The organism is Pseudoalteromonas sp. NZS71 (assembly GCF_015864715.1).
Classification (GTDB): Bacteria; Pseudomonadota; Gammaproteobacteria; order Enterobacterales; family Alteromonadaceae; genus Pseudoalteromonas; species Pseudoalteromonas arctica.
The window spans coordinates 1-19,804 of record NZ_JADYWS010000022.1; the positions used below are offsets into that span (position 1 = coordinate 1).

At 38.9% G+C, this 19,804-nt stretch carries 15 protein-coding genes; 6 read left to right on the forward strand and 9 right to left on the reverse strand.

Translation table 11 applies throughout. The annotated features are described in order from the left end of the window. Positions 1-160: 160 nt before the first annotated feature. The 3 genes from I6E85_RS14625 to I6E85_RS14635 all read right to left on the reverse strand — a co-directional run bounded on the left by I6E85_RS14625 (position 161) and on the right by I6E85_RS14635 (position 3,090). Entirely contained in the window at positions 161-976 is an 816-nt protein-coding gene (locus I6E85_RS14625; RefSeq protein WP_197237056.1) for a DUF2971 domain-containing protein, read from the reverse strand. A 605-nt stretch (positions 977-1,581) separates the two neighbouring features. Beyond that, positions 1,582-1,761, reverse strand: a complete 180-nt coding sequence (locus I6E85_RS14630) for a DUF6435 family protein (protein ID WP_007375469.1) — start codon at positions 1,759-1,761, stop codon at positions 1,582-1,584. Positions 1,762-1,914: 153 nt separating this feature from the next. Beyond that, positions 1,915-3,090: a PQQ-dependent sugar dehydrogenase gene (locus I6E85_RS14635; RefSeq protein ID WP_197237057.1), complete on the reverse strand. Its 1,176-nt coding sequence runs from the start codon at positions 3,088-3,090 to the stop codon at positions 1,915-1,917. A 275-nt stretch (positions 3,091-3,365) separates the two neighbouring features. Here I6E85_RS14635 and I6E85_RS14640 point away from each other — a divergent pair, with 275 nt between their 5' ends. The 3 genes from I6E85_RS14640 (at position 3,366) to I6E85_RS14650 (ending at position 6,660) form a co-directional block, all read left to right on the forward strand. Further along, the gene (locus I6E85_RS14640) at positions 3,366-4,409 is read left to right on the forward strand and encodes a flavin reductase family protein (RefSeq protein WP_197237081.1); all 1,044 of its coding nucleotides are present in this window, start codon (positions 3,366-3,368) and stop codon (positions 4,407-4,409) included. After that, the gene (locus tag I6E85_RS14645) at positions 4,406-5,458 is read left to right on the forward strand and encodes an acyl-CoA desaturase (protein ID WP_197237058.1); all 1,053 of its coding nucleotides are present in this window, start codon (positions 4,406-4,408) and stop codon (positions 5,456-5,458) included. The genes I6E85_RS14640 and I6E85_RS14645 overlap by 4 nt, the downstream gene beginning before the upstream one ends. A gap of 200 nt (positions 5,459-5,658) precedes the next feature. After that, on the forward strand, positions 5,659-6,660 hold the full coding sequence (locus I6E85_RS14650; RefSeq protein ID WP_257983256.1) for a branched-chain amino acid aminotransferase: 1,002 nt from the start codon (positions 5,659-5,661) through the stop codon (positions 6,658-6,660). Between the two features lie 81 nt (positions 6,661-6,741). Here the strand turns inward: I6E85_RS14650 and I6E85_RS14655 are convergent, their stop codons facing one another. Continuing rightward, the gene (locus tag I6E85_RS14655; RefSeq protein WP_197237059.1) at positions 6,742-9,324 is read right to left on the reverse strand and encodes a TonB-dependent siderophore receptor; all 2,583 of its coding nucleotides are present in this window, start codon (positions 9,322-9,324) and stop codon (positions 6,742-6,744) included. A 670-nt stretch (positions 9,325-9,994) separates the two neighbouring features. Then, a complete protein-coding gene (locus tag I6E85_RS14660) occupies positions 9,995-10,309 on the reverse strand; it encodes a DUF962 domain-containing protein (protein WP_010552524.1) in 315 nt (104 codons plus the stop codon). A 164-nt stretch (positions 10,310-10,473) separates the two neighbouring features. Here I6E85_RS14660 and I6E85_RS14665 point away from each other — a divergent pair, with 164 nt between their 5' ends. Next, the gene (locus I6E85_RS14665) at positions 10,474-12,630 is read left to right on the forward strand and encodes a prolyl oligopeptidase family protein (RefSeq protein WP_197174173.1); all 2,157 of its coding nucleotides are present in this window, start codon (positions 10,474-10,476) and stop codon (positions 12,628-12,630) included. An 83-nt stretch (positions 12,631-12,713) separates the two neighbouring features. Here the strand turns inward: I6E85_RS14665 and I6E85_RS14670 are convergent, their stop codons facing one another. Beyond that, a complete protein-coding gene (locus tag I6E85_RS14670; RefSeq protein ID WP_197237060.1) occupies positions 12,714-14,006 on the reverse strand; it encodes an anti-phage deoxyguanosine triphosphatase in 1,293 nt (430 codons plus the stop codon). Positions 14,007-14,253: 247 nt separating this feature from the next. On the opposite strand from I6E85_RS14670, the gene I6E85_RS14675 reads away from it, so the two are divergent. Beyond that, positions 14,254-15,060, forward strand: coding sequence for a glucosaminidase domain-containing protein (locus I6E85_RS14675; RefSeq protein ID WP_197237061.1), 807 nt, complete (start codon positions 14,254-14,256; stop codon positions 15,058-15,060). Continuing rightward, positions 15,053-15,721 (forward strand): DUF2987 domain-containing protein, encoded by a 669-nt coding sequence (locus I6E85_RS14680; protein WP_007585308.1) that lies wholly within the window; start codon positions 15,053-15,055, stop codon positions 15,719-15,721. The genes I6E85_RS14675 and I6E85_RS14680 overlap by 8 nt, the downstream gene beginning before the upstream one ends. 72 nt (positions 15,722-15,793) lie before the next feature. Here I6E85_RS14680 and I6E85_RS14685 read toward each other — a convergent pair whose 3' ends face one another. From I6E85_RS14685 to I6E85_RS14695, 3 genes are all read right to left on the reverse strand, one after another. Continuing rightward, positions 15,794-16,798, reverse strand: a complete 1,005-nt coding sequence (locus I6E85_RS14685) for a LacI family DNA-binding transcriptional regulator (RefSeq protein ID WP_197237062.1) — start codon at positions 16,796-16,798, stop codon at positions 15,794-15,796. A 62-nt stretch (positions 16,799-16,860) separates the two neighbouring features. Beyond that, positions 16,861-18,183 (reverse strand): glycoside-pentoside-hexuronide (GPH):cation symporter, encoded by a 1,323-nt coding sequence (locus I6E85_RS14690; RefSeq protein ID WP_197237063.1) that lies wholly within the window; start codon positions 18,181-18,183, stop codon positions 16,861-16,863. A gap of 46 nt (positions 18,184-18,229) precedes the next feature. Beyond that, positions 18,230-19,558, reverse strand: coding sequence for a GH1 family beta-glucosidase (locus tag I6E85_RS14695; protein ID WP_197237064.1), 1,329 nt, complete (start codon positions 19,556-19,558; stop codon positions 18,230-18,232). Positions 19,559-19,804: the final 246 nt, after the last annotated feature.

A 19,804-nucleotide genomic window follows, 5' to 3' on the forward strand; every position in this document is an offset into this window, starting at 1 on the left:
ATTCAAGGTTAAAAAGCAACCAACCAAGAATAGTTGGATACGTTCCTAAAAAGAGTAATTCTACAGCCTCAACGCCCACTTAAGCGGACAAAAATAGTTGGTTAAAATGTGAAGCGAAGCGGAACCTAACCAACTGTTTTTATTCCGTTTGAAGTGCTTGTTAGCTACCGTTATGTACATAACTTTCAAGTTGCCAATTGTTTTTTATTTGGCGAACATTAAAAACAGAAATCCCTTTAGTTTTCCACTCATTTTTTATTTGTGCATATTCTTGTTCAGGAAAACCTAGTCTCGATATGTTTTTATACGTTGAACAACCTAAATAAATTTCTTTCACTGACCCTATAGGGATACTAAGACAGTAAATTGGTCGCCCTTGAAATTGAATAGTGTTCCATACTCCAGACTTGTTTTCAAAATTAGATTCTGAATACCTTGATGATGAGTGTGAATTTATATTTTTAACAACTCTAACTTCTTCCTCATAGTTCCAAGGTAAAGATTTATACAAAAATGTTCTTTTGAAAAGCTCATAATCTTGTTCTTCAAAAGATTCGACTTCATTACCAATTGCCATTAATTGCTCAGTTGATAATTGTGGCAACTGCTTAGTTGGTATTGTTGATGAATAAATTACATCGCCATATTTAGCAGGAACTAGGCTGGTTTTTGAAGAGTTTAAATTGGCTGCTTCAACGTCAATGCCTATTACAACACCACGATGATCATCACCATAATGTGACCACATCGTAGGATTTAATGGTGTTCTAGTTAGTGAAAGAACACCAAATTTTCGACTCATTCTATTTCGAACTGCATTAGCTGCTAAGTTTGTTGGAACATCGCCATTATCTTCAAAATGGACTGAAGTTCCCTCGAAAGGGTCGTTAAGATCTTCAAGACAAGAAAAACCAATTGTTGAGTTTTTTACAATTGATACAGCAGTTTTGAAAGATACGTATTTATATAGAATCATCCAGACTGACCTTAGGTAGCTAACACTTTATCGAGGACACTTCCCTCTTTTTATGAGCAAAGTATGTCCTCTTAATTATTTTTAATATTAATAACAAATCCTGTAACACATTGCGAGTATTAAACTTTAAGTCGGGCTGTTCTTTTAATAATATGCAGAAATGAGGAAAACGTCCTCATTTTTTGACTTAGGAGGAAAAACGCCAGCGCGGTACATAAATGCAGCAATTAAATATTTAAAATGAAAACCAAACCCGATTTTAAATCATTTAATAGTCACTAAAAAACGGTGGCGATAATGTAAGTAACCGCTTTAAGTACACTTGTTTGTGTAAGCATATTATAAAAGGTGGTTTACGGATGTTGGAAGCTGTAAAAAGAAGGTCATGAATTATTTACTAAACGCGTCTTCCTTCTTTTAAAATAGGGCAGACACGATGTATTTATACCAATCGACTTAAATATTTAGCCTTTCTAGCGTGCTAAATAAAGCGTTAACGGCGTTATAAATTTCTCATGTAGAACAACTACATGTCGAAATTTATGCCTTGTTATCACTCTATTTATCCGTCGCTATAAATGTCTAATAACTTAACACGATTGGTATTATTTGGCTTTTTTAGCCTCTAGAGTTTCTATTTCACTCCAGATTTTTTCGGCTTCTGCACTTAACATGGCAAAGCTTTTAATGTCGCCTTTTCTTTGTGCCTGCATGCCTTGCTCTAGTTTTACGTCGTATTCTTTACGCAGTTTTTTTACGGGATCAGGCTTTAAAAATGAAAACATTAGTATTCTCTTAATTTATTAAATTATATGTAGTTAGTGTACGCATTAATGGGCTTAATAGTTCTTTGTTTGGTGAAAATGTTTACTTTGCGCTTTAAAAGCGCAAAGTAAACACGGTGTAATTATTAACGAACTGTGTGCTAGTTCTAGTGTTTACGTTTCTGGCTCTAGGCGTTTAATACCTTGGCCATCAATACCTAAATAAATAAAACCATCACTGCCTTGGGCTAAGCTGCGTACTCTGCCTATTCCATCGAGTATTTTATATTGCTTAACAACCTTACCTTTTGATAGTTCCAGAGCGCTAATAAATGCAAATTTCATTGATGCTAATAATAGCTTACCTTTAAGTTTTGGGTATTTATCACTTGTTACATACAACATATCGGAAGGGGCAATTGAAGGGGTCCAATGTAATACGGGCGATTGCATGCCGTCTTTTTCTTTAAGGTCTGTAAACTTGGTACCGCTGTAGTTAACGCCATAGCTTACTAAAGGCCATCCGTAGTTAGCGCCTTTTTTTATTATGTTAAGTTCATCGCCACCGCGTGGTCCGTGCTCGTGAGACCATAAAATATTATTTTGATTATCAAACCACATGCCCTGTGGATTACGGTGCCCATAAGACCATGCTGCATGTTTTGCATCTTTTTGTTTAACAAACGGATTGTCGCTTGGGATACGGCCATCATCGTGTAAGCGATAAATTTTACCGCCGTCCCGCGTGAGATCTTGTGGGTTTATGTCGCGCGAGCCGCGATCGCCAATTGAAAAATAAACATAACCTTCATTATCAAACACAATACGGCTGCCGTAGTGCTGGCCTTTGGTAGTATTATGCTCGCCTTTGTATAGCAATTGCTGATCAGACAGCTGCGTATGATCGCTATTTAGCTTGGCGCGCATTAAGGCGGTGTTACTTCCGCTTCCTTTGCCCTCACTACTTGAGTAACTAAAGTACAGCCATTGGTTTTGCTTACTATCGGTGTGTAGTGATAAATCAAGTAATCCACCTTGGCCATTAGCGTCAATGTCGGGAAGCCCTGAAACCTTAGTTAATTTAGTGGTATTTTTAGGTAATAAAAATAACGCTCCACTGCGCTCAGATATTAGCAAGTCACCATTAGCTAAAGGCTCAATAGCCCAAGGTATAACCACACCTTCTGCCGCTGTTACTGCGTTAACGTTAAGCGATAAAGTATCGAGCTGTTTATAGTTTTTTACGTAATCGCTTTTTGCATTTGCGGGTGCATTAATAGCAAACATAACAACGGTTAAGCCTGCACTTATTATTTTAGGGAGTGTGTTATGTGACATTAAATTTATCATTATGGCTTCCAAAATTAATCCAATCTTACATAACCTTAACATGGCATAAATAAATTTGTTAAGCGTTGAGTTGAATGAAAAACACACACTTATATTTTTATACGATGATCTTTTAACAGAAAATTGTTTTAGTAATTAGTGCTAATAAAAAATTGAATAATTACTCTATTGGGGTTGAAAACTAAAAATTTCAGCGTACACTTGTGCGCTGAAGTTTGAGCGTACACGTGTAAGTTCAAACGTTAAGTATTTTACGATCCAAGAGATTAATAGTGATGATAATTAAAGTATTAAACCAATTTTCAAAATGGTTTTTACACCATCAAAGTTTTGCAGGCTATATAGAGCCAATAATGCAGGTGTTTAAACCTGCGTGGCGTGCAGGACAGTTTAGAGCGCAAGTAGTTAGTACCGCTGTGCTTGATGGCGGTTTTTTAAGTGTGCAGCTTAAGCCAAGCAAACAATGGCAGGCGCATACGTCAGGGCAGCATATAAGTTTAACGCTTGAAATTAATGGGCGATTATTAACACGCGTTTTTACCGTGGCTTCAAGCGTTCAACAATTTAAAAATACAGGTTTAGTGCGCTTACTAATCAAAACAAATGCGCAAGGGCGCTTTACAGGCTTACTAAGCAGTGCATTAAAAGCGGGTTTATGGTGCAATATTTCTGCGCCAAACGGCGACTTTGTATTTAAAAATACACATACACCGGCTACTTTTGTTGCCGGTGGGTCGGGTATAACACCTATGCTGGCTATGCTTGATGATTACTTAAGCCAAACTACGCAAAAAGTCTCGTTAGTGTATTACGCAAAAGCCACTGAGCATCAATGTGTTGATGAGCTGAGTGAGTTGGCAGCGCAATTTGAGCATTTTTCGTTTTTATTATTAACGCGTGAGCAATCAAGCGATATAACCAGCAATATTAAGCCGTGGGAAAATCCAGACATTTACTGCTGCGGTCCGGCAGCATTTATGCAAACGGTGAGTGATTTTGCTAAAACGCATAAGCTAAATTATTACCAAGAAGCATTTGGTTTAGCGCTACCAAGCTTAAACGACGATAGCCAATTTAACGTAAAAATTAACGCCAGTGCCCATGTTGTATCGGGCAACGATGTTTTACTGACTCAGTTTGAAGAAAAAAAGCTACCCGTTAAACGCGGTTGCGGTATTGGTATTTGCCATCAATGCCAATGTATTAAAAAGTCAGGCGTGGTACGCAATTTAAAAACAGGTGAATTGAGTGACAACGGCGAGCAGTTAATACAACTTTGCGTAAGCCAACCTGTTAGTGATTTGGAGTTACAATTATGAAAAACATAAACTATGACATGCTCGCAAGCGAGCTAGATGCCATTAAAATGGATACCCTTGGCAAAGTAGGCCAACAAGATGCTGACTATATTCGCTCTGTTGTGCGCAAACAGCGAGTGTGTGAATGGAGCGGGCGAATTTTGCTAATGCTTGGTTTTATCCAGCCATTATTGTGGGTTGCAGGTGTGTTGCTATTAGCGCTTGCTAAAATTTTAGACAATATGGAAATTGGCCACAATGTAATGCATGGTCAATACGATTGGATGAACGACAAGCAACTTAACTCACAACATTATGAGTGGGACATAGCGTGCGACGGGCAAAGTTGGCACCGCGTTCATAACTTTGAGCACCATACATATACTAATATTATTGGTAAAGACAGAGACTTTGGTTATGGCTTGTTGCGTTTAAGCGATGATTTTAAATGGCGCTTTAAAAATGTATGGCAGTTTTTTACGTATATTAATTTAAGTGTGTTATTTCAGTGGGGCGTGTCGTATCACGAGTTGGCTGCAGAGCGTGTTTTTATTGGTAAAAAGAAAGAAAACCGCGAAGGGCTTGTTTCACACTCTACATTAAAGCAGCGCTTTTTTAGTAAAGGCGCTCGCCAATTAATTAAAGATTATGCGATATTTCCGTTACTTGCAGGGCCTTTATTTTTATGGGTATTGGCGGGGAATTTAGTAGCTAACTTAATCCGTAATTTATGGACATCGACCATAATATTTTGTGGTCACTTTACTGAAGAAACGCACACTTTTAAACAAGAAGACTGCGTAAACGAAACCCAAGGGCAGTGGTATTACCGCCAAGTACTGGGCTCGTCTAATATTAAAGGACCGCATTGGTTTCATGTTTTAACAGGGCATTTGAGCTGCCAAATAGAGCATCATTTATTTCCTGATATGCCGTCTTCGCGCTATCAAGAAGTTGCACCTCAAGTACAGGCCGTTTTGAAAAAACACGGTATTGATTATCATACAGGTGGTTTTTTTAGACAGTATACGTCGGTGTTAAAACGTATTATTAAATATTCGTTTAAATAAACATGTTTTAATTAACGAATGAAAAAATCGGTCTGTGTAACTACACTGACCGATTTTTTTGTTTATTGCACTCAATACGGTTGATTAGTAAACAGCACTTGCAAAAAATTCTCATAGTTAATTAAAAAAGCCTTACTTTAGCTATGGTTAAATAGCGTGTGATTGTCATACAATGGAGGGAAATAGACCACACAAGAGAGATTAAAATGGCCGCATTTGGTACCGTGTTTATGCCGCAGATGATTCAAGCTCGTTTTTCTGATAATAAATGGAGCGAAAGCTCAATTGTCCCTTCCGATAAACTTGAACTTCATGCTGGTGCGCACGTTCTTCATTATTCAAGTACATGTTTTGAAGGCTTAAAAGCCTTTCGCCATGAAGATGGTTCTGTTTATCTTTTTAGAATGGATGCAAACATTGCACGCATGCAACAAAGCTCAGCGCTATTAAGCTTACCGAGTTTTGACAGCGATATGCTAAAAACGATGATTATCGATATTATGCGCGAATACGCAGATGAAACGCCATTACCGCCGGGCTCTATGTATATTCGCCCAACGCACATTGGTACTGAGGCTGCAATTGGTAAAGCGGCAGCGCCATCAATGAGCTCGCTTTTATACACGTTACTATCGCCAGTAGGTGATTACTTTGCCGGTGGCGCAACTGCACTGCGCGTACTACTTGAAGAAGATGGCATGCGCTGCGCCCCGCACATGGGAATGGTAAAAAGTGGTGGTAACTACGCCAGTGCTCTAGCACCTATTAGTGCTGCACGAACTAAGTATCAAGCAGATCAAATTTTATTTTGCCCTGGTGGCGACGTACAAGAAACCGGTGCTGCTAACTTTATACTTATTGATGGCAACGAAATTATTACTAAAGCGCTTGATAGCACGTTTTTACACGGTGTAACGCGTAATAGTATTTTAACCATAGCCAAAGATTTAGGTATGACGGTAAGCGAGCGTAACTTTAGCGTTACTGAGTTACTAGAGCGTGCTGCTAAACCAGGTACTGAAGCGGCGCTTTCGGGCACTGCAGCTGTACTAACTGCTGTGGGTACGTTTATTCATAACGATAAAGAATACAAAGTAGGTACTGGCGAGCCAGGCCCAACGACTGCGCGCCTTCGCCAAGCATTGAACGATATTCAATGGGGTAAAAGTGAAGACAAGCACGGCTGGTTAACTAAAATCTAATTATAGATTTAATAGCAACTCGCATTAAAAAGCCACCTAATCGGTGGCTTTTGTGTGTTTGGTTACTTTAAGCTGTGCTTATTAGAACTTCATTTCTATTTTACCGTACACGTAGCGTCCGTTAAATCCATACGGTGAGAAGCTAGAGTAAGCAAATAAACGTGAGAAGGTTGTTACATCGTCAACATTTTCACGGGTTGCATCTGGGTAAACATCAAAAATGTTATTAGCCCCTAAGCTCAGCGATACGTTGCTAGTAAGCGAATAGGCAACATCTAAGTCGGTTATCCATTTAGGCTTAAGCACTTCGTTACGTTCTGGATTATCTGAAGGGTCTTGAGTTTCGCCGTAACGCGTTGTTCTAAGAGTGGTACGAATATCATCGTTAGTCCACGTTGCGCTTAAGTTGTACTTATTACGCGGTGTGCTTACTTCAAAACGACGCAGCTCAGTGCCTGAGAACAAGTTGTCTTGATCAAACCCTGCGCCTTGAAGCTCTGCTGGTGGGTCGATAATATTTGTTACTTCATTTTTACCGTAGTTGTAACCTAGGTTAAAGGCTAAATCGCCATAACCATCAGTTGCTACATTATAAGAGGCAACCACATCAACACCACGGGTTTTACTGTCAATTGCATTTAAGAAGAAACGACCTTGGTTAGCGCCTGTGCCTTGAAGTAAATCGGCAATAGCAGCACCCGATAAGTTGTTTGATAGCACAATGCGGTCATCAATTAATATTTGGTAGTAATCAACCGATAAGCTGAAATTAAAGTCGGTAGACCATGTAAAACCAACGCCGTAGTTTGTTGCTTCTTCAGCATCAAGACCAGGTGAGCCCAGTGCTTTTGCTACATCGCTGCTTGGTGCAAAGGTACCTGTTTCGGTTGGTTCGCCATCAACAAATACAGTGGCCACTGAGGTAAAGTATTGCTGCTGCAAAGAAGGTGCTCTAAAACCAGTAGATACTGAGGCGCGTAGTGCTAAGTCTTCAGTTAATGAATAACGAGTCGCAATTTTACCGTTAAGTGTATCGCCAAAGTCTGAGTAATCTTCATAACGGGCGGCAACCGCTAAATTCCAATCGTCGGTTAGGTAGGTTTCAAGGTCTATATATAAGCTCACGTTGTGGCGGCTGTTATCGCCCTCTGATTCGGGTGTAAACCCCGGGAATACTTGTGCCCCCGCTGCGCCAAATGGGCCATCAACTGGGTCGGTTACTGCGCCTCCTGGGCCAAATGTGCCTTGTGCATATGATGCTTCTTCCCCTGCATCTATTTGGTATCCTTCGCGGCGATACTCAGCACCTACAGCTACACTTACCGAGCTTTCTAAAAAGCTGACGTCTACTTCACGACTAAAATCAACGTTTAAAGTAAGTTGATCGTAGGTAAGTGTTCCTGCATCAAAGCTTGTTTGGCTAGTAGGGCCGTATGAGGTATTTAAGCTATTTATAACACCAAACTCAAATGCATCTTGACCATATACGGCCGATACATCGTAATTCCATTCACTTACAAAACCTTTAGCGCCAAGTGCCAGTGAAAAGTCATCTATGTCTGAGGTGATAACAGGTAAAAAGCCATCAGGATAAACTTCTTCTATATTACGGCTATCGCTTGCACGGCGATAAAAACCGCCGCCTTCGCCTTCGCGTTTGCTGTAAGAGCCAAACGAATATAAATCTACTTCGTTTGTTAATTGATACCCTGCGTTATAAAACACAGAAAAGTCTTCAACATCGCCATTACCAAAGTTATGGTTATATCGATTTACGGTAAGTTCACGTGGGTCAAGCGCGCCATCTACTGAACCGTCATCTATGCGTGCGTAGTTTTCACGATTATCGTAGTCAGAGCGGTTAGTTGAATGGCGGTCGCGGTATTCTGTTGAAATGTTTAAAAAGCCATTATCGCCAAGTTCAAAACCCATATTACCTTGCAGCGTTAGTGTTTGGCCGTCTGTTAAAGAGCGATCGCCTCCTTCAGTAAAGGCTAAATTACCATCACTGCCTTCAGATACAGATTCAAGTTGTGGTACACCGTCCATTTCGGTTACGTTAGCACCATATATAGCCGCAACTGAACCACCGCTGCTGGCACTTTTAAGCACAATATTAATAACACCGGCTATCGCATCAGAGCCATATTGCGCTGCTGCACCATCGCGTAATACTTCAATACGGGCAATAGCATTTGCTGGTATTGCATTTAAATCAACCGATGATGAACCACGACCCGTTGAGCCATTTAAGTTAAGTAATGCGTTGCTGTGGCGGCGTTTACCATTAACAAGCACTAAGGTGTGATCGGGTGCTAAGCCACGAAGCTGAGCGGGGCGTACATGGTCGCTGCCATCAGTAAGTGATGCCTGCGGGAAGTTAAAGCTGGGTAATAAACTGCTAAGTAGGGCATTCGTTTCAGTAAAGCCAGAATTTTTAAGTGCATCTGCACCAATTATATCGATGGGTACTGCACTGTCTTCTACTGTACGGCCTAATCGACGAGAACCAATTACGCTTATTTGTTCGATGTTTTCTTCTGCTTTAGTGTCTTGCTCTGCAGCATTTACTGAGAGCGAACCAAGTAGTGCAGCAGACGCGCTCATTGCGAGTAATATTTGTGGTACCGATTGCTGTAATTTAAATAACGGTTTTCTATTCATGCTGTATTTCCCCATACCCATTGAATTATTTTAGTTTTGTACAAAAAGATTAATACCAACCCGCAATAATACTTAATCATTTTTAGGGGCTAAACGTGCCGTTACCTGCGTTAAAAAATTCTCATTTGGAGCAACTAAATAGCGAATTTTTTGCCTAGCTATCAACACGTTTTTCCATCCTCAAAATAGATCACTTAATTAAGCGGATTGGTATAAACCTCTTTGTTACCTTGAACATATACTTAATTAACAAAGTCAGTCAATTGAATAACATTCAATTAATTTAAGGGTTTTTATAATTACATTTGGTTGTTTTTTATAATGATCATTGTTTTAGTTATATAGCGGAGGTAATTGCTAAGTAATTGATGGATAATGAATTATATTTAAAAGTTAAATTTAACGTTTAATTAACTGGTAAGATGAGATGGGTGGTTTAAATTAATTATGGGTAGGGAACCATTTTTATTGGGCTGGCAATAAATAGCTGTTGAGCTATAAATATTTTTTAAAATTTAAAATACAAATAAACCCATTAAATGTTAACTAAATTAACATTTAATGGGTGTACTATAAATTATGTACTACTTATTAGAACCTATACTTTAAAGCATGAAGCAATTTTGTTTTTATAAGTAATTGGTATAAAAAAAGAGTGCTAAAAATAGTGTTAAAATTTAATTTTTCCAACAAGCATATCTTTAAACATTACCCAATCTCCCCATAAACTGTAAAAAGGGTGTTTAAAAGTAGCAGGGCGGTTTTTTTCAAAAAAGAAATGTCCGACCCACGCAAACCCATATCCAATAACAGGTAATAGCCATAATAAACTGTAGTGTTGTTTTAATAATGCTATTGCGATTACAGCAAGAACGAGTGTACTTCCTATAAAATGTAAGCGGCGGCAAATCACATTGCGATGCTCTTTTAAATAATAAGGGTAGAAGGCTTTAAAGCTTTTAAACGTGGGGTTTGTACTTTGCATAGTGTGCTCTTTTATTGTTTTTTATTTTAATGAGGGTCGTGCTATTAAAGCGTAAGTTTACATTTGTTTACAGCGATAAATGGCGCTTAACGCATCTAAATAGACAAAAGGGCTAAAAGTTAATAACTTAGGCGCACTATTAATAAATAAGAATGGAACTCAGGATGTTTAAACACACTCTAGCATGTGCTGTAATTGTAGCGCTTAGCGGCTGTTCAGAGCCAACTAATACGGTAACTCAAGAAGAAGTAAAAGCACCAATGAAGCAAGTTAACGCAGTTATATACCCAGAAACAAAAAAAGGCGATATCGTAGATACCTACTTTGAAGAAGCCGTTAGCGACCCATATCGTTGGCTTGAAGATGACATGAGCAGCGAAACTGCCGATTGGGTTAAAACGCAAAACAATTTAACGTTTTCTTATTTAGAACAAATCCCTTATCGCGATAAGTTAAAGCAGCGCCTTGAAAAACTAATGAATTACGAAAAAATAGGCGCTCCTTTTACTGAAGGCGATTACACCTATTTTTATAAAAACGATGGCCTGCAAAATCAATATGTTTTGTACCGCAGTAAAGATGGCGGCGACGTTGAAGTATTTTTAGATCCAAACAAGTTTAGTGAAGATGGTACGACGTCTATGTCGGGTTTATCGTTTTCAAAAGATGGCTCATTACTCGCGTATCAAATATCTGAAGGTGGCAGCGATTGGCGCAAAATTATAGTTATTGATGCACGTACCAAAGAGCAAGTTGAAGAAGCGCTTGTTGACGTTAAATTTAGTGGCATTGATTGGTTAGGCAACGAAGGTTTTTATTATTCAAGTTACGAAAAACCTAAAGGGAGTGAACTTTCGGCTAAAACAGATCAGCATAAAGCGTATTACCATAAGCTAGGTACTGCACAGTCTGCTGATAGTGTTGTATTTGGTGAAACTGATGAGCAAAAACATCGCTATGTAGGCGCTGATGTAACTCATGACGGCCGTTACCTACTTATTTCAGCTAGTACGTCTACGTCAGGCAATAAGCTGTTTATAAAAGATCTAACAAAAGAAAACAGTGAGTTTGTAACGGTTGTTGGAAATACTGATTCAGATACATCAGTTATTGATAACGAAGGCAGCAAGCTGTTTTTAGTTACTAACCTCAATGCACCAAACAAAAAAGTAGTGACGGTTGATGCAAGTAATCCAAGCCCAGAAAATTGGGTTGATTTAATTCCAGAAACCAAAAACGTACTAAATCTTACAAAAGGTGGCGATACCTTTTTTGCCAACTACATGGTTGATGCTATTTCACAGGTAAAACAGTACAACAAAAAAGGTGAGTTAATTCGCGAAATTACATTACCAGGCGTGGGTACTGCACGTGGTTTTGGCGGTAAAAAAGATCAAACAACGCTTTATTATTCGTTCACTAACTACAAAACACCAGGTACTACTTATACGTTTGATGTAACTACGGGTGAATCGGGTGTTTATCGTAAGTCGGCTATTGATTTTAATAGTGATGATTACACGTCTGAGCAAGTGTTTTACACATCAAAAGACGGCACTAAAATACCGATGGTAATTACCTATAAAACAGGCATTAAGCTTGATGGTTCAAACCCTACTATTTTATATGGTTACGGTGGTTTTAATATTAGTTTAACGCCAAGCTTTAGCCCCGTTAATGCTGTATGGCTTGAGCAAGGTGGTGTGTACGCCGTTGCTAATATTCGTGGTGGCGGTGAGTACGGTAAAGACTGGCACAATGCCGGCACTAAATTGCAAAAGCAAAATGTGTTTGACGACTTTATTGCGGCTGCTGAGTATTTAAAAGATAAAAAGTACACGTCTAAAAAGCGCTTAGCACTTCGCGGTGGATCTAATGGTGGTTTATTAGTTGGTGCAGTGATGACGCAGCGCCCAGACTTATTTCAGGTGGCTCTACCTGCTGTAGGCGTACTTGATATGCTGCGCTACCATACCTTTACCGCAGGTGCTGGTTGGGCATACGACTACGGTACCAGTGAGCAAAGCAAAGAAATGTTTGAATACATTAAAGGTTATTCACCACTTCATAATGTAAAAGCAGGTGTTGAGTATCCAGCCACTATGATTACAACTGGCGATCATGATGACCGCGTTGTCCCTTCACATTCGTTTAAGTTTGCTGCTGAGCTTCAAGCAAAGCAAACAGGTAATAACCCAACGCTTATCCGCATAGAAACAAATGCGGGGCATGGTGCAGGTACACCAACGAGTAAAACAATTGAGCAGTATGCTGATATATTTGGTTTTACGCTATATAACATGGGCGTAGAGTCGTTATAAAAGCGCTTTAACAAAATAGCTAACTTTAATAGCTGAGGAAAAAGGCCGAGTAAATTAAATTTACTCGGCCTTTTCAATGTTAGCTATTGCATAGGTGAAAATAATCGTTGATATGTTTTATAGGCGTACTCGTCGGTCATTCCGCTCAAATAATCGCAAATTATACGCATACCTTGGTTTTGTTTTTCGGCTTCTATGTATTGTGCTTGTGTAGTTTCTGGCAATAAACGCAGCGGATCGCTAGCAAACGCGGTAAATAACTCTATTAGTAAGTTTTGACCTTTAAACTCTATTTGCTGCATTTCGGGGTCGCGTATTAAACGTTGAAACACAAAATGCTTAAGTATTTGCAATACACTGTCGTATTGGGCATCTAATTTAGCGGTGTACTTTAAAATAGGGCATTCAAAGTCATCGTTTTGAATATCTAAATGTATATGAATAATAAAGGTATTAACCAGCTCACCTATGGCGTCCTTTCGCTCATAATCATTTTTTGAAAACAAACGCTTCGTGAGCGACTCAAGCATGGTGTTTAACCAGTCAAAGTTTAATGCTTTTAAATGAGGTAGAGCATGAGTTTGCCAATCGTCTAACGTAAGTACATGGGTTGCAATGGCATCTTCTAAGTCGTGTACGGCGTATGCTATATCGTCGGCATGCTCCATTATGGCACTGTCGAGCGATTTATACGTTGTTTTAGCGCGGTACTTATCAATAGCGGCATGGTTACTCAGCAACGTTTTATCGTTTTGACTCAGTGGTTCTACTATCCAATTGAATATGGCTGCATCGTCGTTGTATAACCCTTTGGCAGGTCGCCAATCATCTGCTTTTATAAATGCACGACCGGTTGTATCGTTGGGAATGGTATGCCATAGCGTGTTAATAAACGCGGGGTATTTTATAAAACCTAATAAAGTACGACGAGTTAGGTTCATACCGTGCCCATTACTGTAGGGCTCAAGTTTTGCAACTATGCGCAGTGTTTGTGCGTTACCTTCAAAACCACCGTGATCGCGCATCATGTAATTTAGCGCTATTTCACCACCATGACCAAAAGGCGGATGGCCAATATCGTGCGCCAAACACAGTGTTTCTAGCAGTCCGGTTGATGGAAAGTGCTTAAAGTCGCTATGTTGCGCTTTTAAATGGCGCAATATGCCAGTACCAATTTGCGATACTTCTAAAGAGTGGGTAAGGCGAGTGCGGTAAAAGTCGTTTAGGCCAATGCCCATAATTTGGGTTTTAGCTTGCAAACGCCTAAATGCAGCTGCATGAATAATACGCGAACGGTCGACCTGCCACGGCGAGCGGTTATCGTTAGGACGATGTTTATATTGCTCTATTATTCGGCTTTGCCATTGTTTATCCATACTGCTTACTCACACATAGTTAATATTATTAAACTTTGCTCAGTATACCCATGGACTTATAAATTGCGAATGAACAAATGCACTACATAGGCTCCGTTTTATCTAAAATTCAAGTACACTGCTGAAAATTCAACCGTAAAAGGTCACCAAACCCCAGTTATTCGCGTTTATAAAGTGGCTTAGGTATAATGCGCCTTCGTATGCTTGTGTATAAACCATGCATAACTAAGTTTAATAGAGAGAATAGATGTTAAAAACGATTTTTAAGCTTTTACTAACTGTATTTTTTGTTTGGGCGCTTGCATACCCGTTTATACAAAATGATGATGTTGAACTAGATGAACAAACGTCAGAACAACCAAAAAAAGTGAAGAAAAAAGAAAAACCATTACATAATGTAAAACTGCCAAAGTTTTCAGAATTTAGTGATGTTAAAGAAAAAAAACATGCATTTTTTAGCTTTATTCGTCCGCACGTTGAAGCCGAAAATAAAAAAATATTACAGCAACGCGCTAAGCTCGAAATAGCACGCATGATGTTACAAAACGAATTACCTTTAGAAAAAAAGCAAAACAAAGATATTGCTAAAATTTTAAAGTCGTATGACTTACCAACCACGGTTGATACGCTAATACTTACGCAAGCATTGCGCCGTGTTGATATAATTCCTAAAGAATTAGCGCTTATGCAAGCTGCAAACGAATCTGCATGGGGCACTTCGCGTTTTGCACGTATTGGCCTTAACTTTTTTGGTCAGTGGTGTTACACAAAAGGTTGTGGCATGGTGCCAAAACGCCGTAATACCGGGGCTGCGCACGAAGTTGCTGCGTTTAAATCAGTAAGAGCTGCTATAAACTCTTACTTTAAAAACATAAATACGCATCCTGCTTATAAAGATTTGCGCGCAATACGTGAAAACTTACGTCTTGAGCAAAAAACAATTTTAGCGACTGAACTTACACAAGGTTTAATGTCTTACTCTGAGCGCGGTGAAGCGTATATAGAAGAGTTAAACACGATGATTAGCCAAAATAGAGCCTACTTTGATGAATAAATACATTTTTAATTGTACCAACGCTATTGTGTTAGTACTGCTGAGCATTAGTGCATTTAATGTAAATGCGAGAGAATTTGTGATGTCGTATGACGGTTTTTACGACCGCTTAAAAATTGTTAACAAAGGCGATTTTCAATATGCGCGAGTTAACTTTTACATTAGTGATATTGGTACTAATGAAACATGTGCGATTAAAAGCGGTACTATTTTAACCGAAAGAAACGAGTATCCACTTAACTTTACCGATAAAGCACAATTACTATTGCCGTTCGATAAGCAGCTTGATACCGATAAAGCGGTTATTGTAGTAGAGCCGCTCAATCCTGTGCACGATTGCCAACTAAAGTTACAAATAGAAGCAAACGAACTTGAAGGTTTAGCATTTTCAAAGCAGTCGTTATATACCATTAACGAAGAACTTGATGAACTATTAACTGATTTGTCGGGCTTTTTTGTAAGTAAATTAATGTGGTTTTTATTACCAGAGCAAAAGGGCGTAGCAGTTACATTTAAAAGCCCAATGCAATTTGATGATGAAAATATAACGTGTGAAAAGTCAGTGTGTTATTTTGCAGTTGAAGATAGCTGGGAAGATGATAGCGCAGTGCTTGGCGATATATCGAACGTTATTAAAGTAACGCCTTGGATTGTTAAGTAGCTCATATATAAAAAGCGGCATTTAGCCGCTTTTTTTGTACCAAAATCAGTACTCGTTTTTAGCCTTTAGTTTTTATTTAATAAGTGGTGCTGATGAATCGCGCTGCATTAAAGTAGGTTCAAAAAAGCGATTTATAACGAGGTTTTTATTTTGATATACGTCTTTAAGCACTAATTTAGCTGCCATTTCGCCCATTTTCCCGACCGGATTATCTATGGTCGTGAGTGTAGGGTAAAGGTAGTTTGCAAAAATAACGTTATCAAATCCAACAATCGATAAATCAATTGGTAAGTTATAACCGTGCTCTCTTGCATACTTCATAGCACCGGAGGCCATTTCGTCATTGGCGCATACCAGTGCAGTAAAGCTAAGTTTTTCATCAATAAAATGTTTTAAGCCTTTACTACCGCCAGTTTCGTTAAAGTCGCCAATATAATAAAGCGTAGGATCAAATTTAACACCAGCCTCTGTAAGTGCTTGTTTGTGACCTTGAAGTCTATTAAAAGCATCGGCTTTAAACTGCGGGCCTGCAATATATGCTATTTGTGTATGGCCTTGATTTAATATCGATTTAGTGGCTAGGTAACCACCTAATTGATTATCTAGACTGATACAGTTGTCTTTTAGTTGCTCTACGTAACGGCTCATTAAATAAACGGGTGTAGAGCCTTGGCTTAGTTTTATTAGGTAGTCGTCTGAGACGGCTTCTACGTGCAAAATAATGGCATCGCAGCGTCTGCTAATTAAAAACTCAATGCCTTCTTGTTCTTTGTCTTCTTCACTGTGCCCGGTGGTAATAATAACGTGTTTACCCGCAGCACGAAGCTCTGACTCAATACCTGCCATCATTTGGGCAAAGAAAGGACCATGTAACTCAGACACTAAAATACCGACACTGTTAGTACAGTTAGAGGCTAAAGATTGCGCTATTGAATTAGGCTTGTAGCCAAGCTGCGCCATAGCATCAAGCACTTTTTGTTTAGTTTTATCGCTTACACGGGTATTTTTGTTCATCACGCGAGAAACGGTGGCTAACGATACGCCCGCAAGCTCTGAGACTTGATAAATTGTTGCCATGTTATTTGTTCACTCGCTTATCCTTAACTACTTCGGCTAAATAATACCTTAGAGTATATATCTTAACTAGCTGTTAGTTTAGATTGAATATTTTCAACAACCTGATTAGTCAGTGTATATTTTTTCATTATGTAGGCAACAAATAATGAGCCAAAAGCAGGTAGTACAGTGAATGACAGTAAAATACCGTGCTGGGTATCAAGAGTTTGTACTGCATCGGCCTGATAACTGTAAAAAGATAACAACCAGCCTGCAATTGCGCCGCCTACAGCCACGCCCATTTTAATAAAAAATATAACGCCTGAATAAACCAAACCCGTAATGCGTACACCTGTTTTTTCATGCCCGTAATCTATGGTGTCGGCCATTTTTGCCCACAACAACGGGGTTGCCATATCTAAAAAGAATTTCCATAAAATAAAGGCAGTAAATGCGAGTACTAATTGATCTTTACTAATAAAGTAACTAAAACCACAAATAGCGGCGGCAATAACTTGTAAACTTATATAGGCCTTTATTTTACAAAAGTGTTTTGCAAGTGGTTGAGCTAAAGCACAACCTACCATGCTGGCTGCAACACCTAGCGTCATAAATAAAGTGATTAAATCGTCTCGACCTAAATAGTATTTTACGTAGTAAACAGCAAGCGTAAGCCTTAATACTTGCCCGGTAAGTAAAAAGAATGCAGCTAAGCAAAGTGTTCGCCATTGATCGTTTTTAATTAATGCTTTAACACTTTGGGCAAAAGGAATGTTTTGCTCTTTAGGCTGTTGTATACGCTCTTTTGTGCCTAAAAAACAAAGTAAAAACAGTACAAAACCTAAAATACTCATTGCAGTCATTGTGTATTGATAGCCCTTGGCAGCATCGCCTTGGCCAAAGTACTCAACCATTGGCATAGTACAACCCGCTACTATTACGCCGCCTAGCATACCAAATACAAACCGGTAAGACTGAATAGTCACGCGCTCTTTTACATCAGCAGTAAGTACGCCGCCCAATGCACAATAAGGAATATTGATAGCGGTGTAGACAACCATAAGCAGAGTGTAAGTAGTAAAGGCATAAATTATTTTATCGGTGCCTTCTAAATCGGGTGTAGTGAACGCTAAAATACTAATAATGGCAAAAGGGAGGGCAAGCCAAAGTAAGTAGGGGCGAAAGTGCCCCCAGCGCGTATGTGTTTTGTCAGCAAGGTTACCCATTAATGGGTCGGTTACGGCATCAAAAATACGCACTGCTAAAAACATAGTACCTACAACAGCAGGCGATAAACCCACTACGTCTGTGTAGTACAGCATTAAAAACATCATAACTGTTTGAAAAATAATATTACTTGCGGTGTCGCCTAAGCCATACGCTATTTTTTCTTTTACACTGACCATGATTATTTATCCCGCTTTATACTTGTTTTTAGTTATGGGTATACTCTTATCTTTTAGAGATGAGTTCTTTATAAGCTAAGCCACTATTTTTAATGGTGCGTTGCTGCGTCTTATAATCTACATACACAATACCAAAACGTTTTAAGTAGCCTTCTGCCCATTCAAAGTTATCCATTAAGCTCCAAGCAAAGTAGCCATCTATAACAACACCTTGTTCAATCGCATTATGAACCGCATTTAAGTGATCATTATAGTAATTTAAACGATCTAAGTCGTTAACTTCACCATTATTATATGTATCGGGCATGGCTGCGCCATTTTCTGTTATATAAATAGGCGGTAGGGTGTATGTTTTATTTAGCGATACGAGCAAGTCGGTGAACGATTGCGGGTAAACTTCCCATCCCATATCAGTCAACGGACCTGTAGGTGCAATGGGTTCATAAATGTCAGTAGGATGCGCCTTATAAACTTGGCGGGTATAAAAGTTAATGCCTAAGTAATCAATTGGCTGAGAAATTAATTCCATATCACCAGGGTGTATGTCTGGTAAATGATCGCTTGGTAATTGGTTAATTATATCGGGGTACTTACCATCTATTATTGGTTTCATGTACCACTGATTTAAGTAGTCATCAGCGTATTTGGCACTGTCTATGTCTTGTTGATTATCGGTAAGTGGATATGCGGGTGTAAAGTTAAGCACAATGCCGTTTTGAGTATTAGGCGATGTTTTATTTAGCACGCTCATGGCCAGACCATGAGCGAGTAATAAGTGATGAGCTGCTTTTTTACCATACTGCTTGCCGACTAGGCCTGGGGCATGTATGCCAATTTCGTAACCCAAAAACGCGCTGCAAAAGGGTTCGTTTAATGTAGCGTAAGAATACACTCGTGTTCCAAATGCGTTAGTAATTAGTTCTACGTATTGCTCAAATGCGTAAGCAGTTTTTCTGTTGAGCCAGCCGCCTTCATCTTCAAGGTGTTGCGGTAAATCCCAGTGGTACAAAGTAACAAAGGCTTTTATATTTTTTCGTTTTAGCTCATCTAAAATATCAGTATAAAACTTAACGCCTACAGGATTTAACTTTCCGTCTTGAGTCATAACGCGAGGCCATGAAATAGAAAGCCTGTAAGCATCAACACCTAGAGACTCTATTAAATCTATGTCTTGTTGCCAATTATTGTAATGATCGCAGGCAATATGACCATGTGAATTGTCAGCAATTTTACCTGCAGTACTACAAAAGGTATCCCAAATACACGGTAAGCGATGCTCATATCCGCCCTCTATCTGAAATGATGCTGTAGCTACACCATAAACAAAGTCTTTTGTTAATAGAGGTGAATTAAATGGTAATGATATTTTTGTCATTGGTTACAAACCTTTTTGAGAACTTAATTGCACGCTTAGCGCTTATTTTTACTGACTTTCAGCGGGTACAAAACATTATTAAAAATAAAAGTTGTTGAAATATGTAACATGTTCGTATTTAATTAGCCGTGAAAGCGCTTACATTTTTAGATTAATGTTAATTAATCTTCAGGTCAACTCTTAAATACTGCGCCTTAGCGGGGTTTGTATTAATTACTTACTGAAGATCAATTTATAATAATAAAT

What these genes read in the sequence shown, in the direction of transcription:
- I6E85_RS14625 (WP_197237056.1), bottom strand. Translation starts at nt 976, where the DNA reads ATGATTCTATATAAATACGTATCTTTCAAAACTGCTGTATCAATTGTA.
- I6E85_RS14630 (WP_007375469.1), bottom strand. Translation starts at nt 1,761, where the DNA reads ATGTTTTCATTTTTAAAGCCTGATCCCGTAAAAAAACTGCGTAAAGAA.
- I6E85_RS14635 (WP_197237057.1), bottom strand. Translation starts at nt 3,090, where the DNA reads ATGATAAATTTAATGTCACATAACACACTCCCTAAAATAATAAGTGCA.
- I6E85_RS14640 (WP_197237081.1), top strand. Translation starts at nt 3,366, where the DNA reads ATGATAATTAAAGTATTAAACCAATTTTCAAAATGGTTTTTACACCAT.
- I6E85_RS14645 (WP_197237058.1), top strand. Translation starts at nt 4,406, where the DNA reads ATGAAAAACATAAACTATGACATGCTCGCAAGCGAGCTAGATGCCATT.
- I6E85_RS14655 (WP_197237059.1), bottom strand. Translation starts at nt 9,324, where the DNA reads ATGAATAGAAAACCGTTATTTAAATTACAGCAATCGGTACCACAAATA.
- I6E85_RS14660 (WP_010552524.1), bottom strand. Translation starts at nt 10,309, where the DNA reads ATGCAAAGTACAAACCCCACGTTTAAAAGCTTTAAAGCCTTCTACCCT.
- I6E85_RS14665 (WP_197174173.1), top strand. Translation starts at nt 10,474, where the DNA reads ATGTTTAAACACACTCTAGCATGTGCTGTAATTGTAGCGCTTAGCGGC.
- I6E85_RS14670 (WP_197237060.1), bottom strand. Translation starts at nt 14,006, where the DNA reads ATGGATAAACAATGGCAAAGCCGAATAATAGAGCAATATAAACATCGT.
- I6E85_RS14675 (WP_197237061.1), top strand. Translation starts at nt 14,254, where the DNA reads ATGTTAAAAACGATTTTTAAGCTTTTACTAACTGTATTTTTTGTTTGG.
- I6E85_RS14680 (WP_007585308.1), top strand. Translation starts at nt 15,053, where the DNA reads ATGAATAAATACATTTTTAATTGTACCAACGCTATTGTGTTAGTACTG.
- I6E85_RS14685 (WP_197237062.1), bottom strand. Translation starts at nt 16,798, where the DNA reads ATGGCAACAATTTATCAAGTCTCAGAGCTTGCGGGCGTATCGTTAGCC.
- I6E85_RS14690 (WP_197237063.1), bottom strand. Translation starts at nt 18,183, where the DNA reads ATGGTCAGTGTAAAAGAAAAAATAGCGTATGGCTTAGGCGACACCGCA.
- I6E85_RS14695 (WP_197237064.1), bottom strand. Translation starts at nt 19,558, where the DNA reads ATGACAAAAATATCATTACCATTTAATTCACCTCTATTAACAAAAGAC.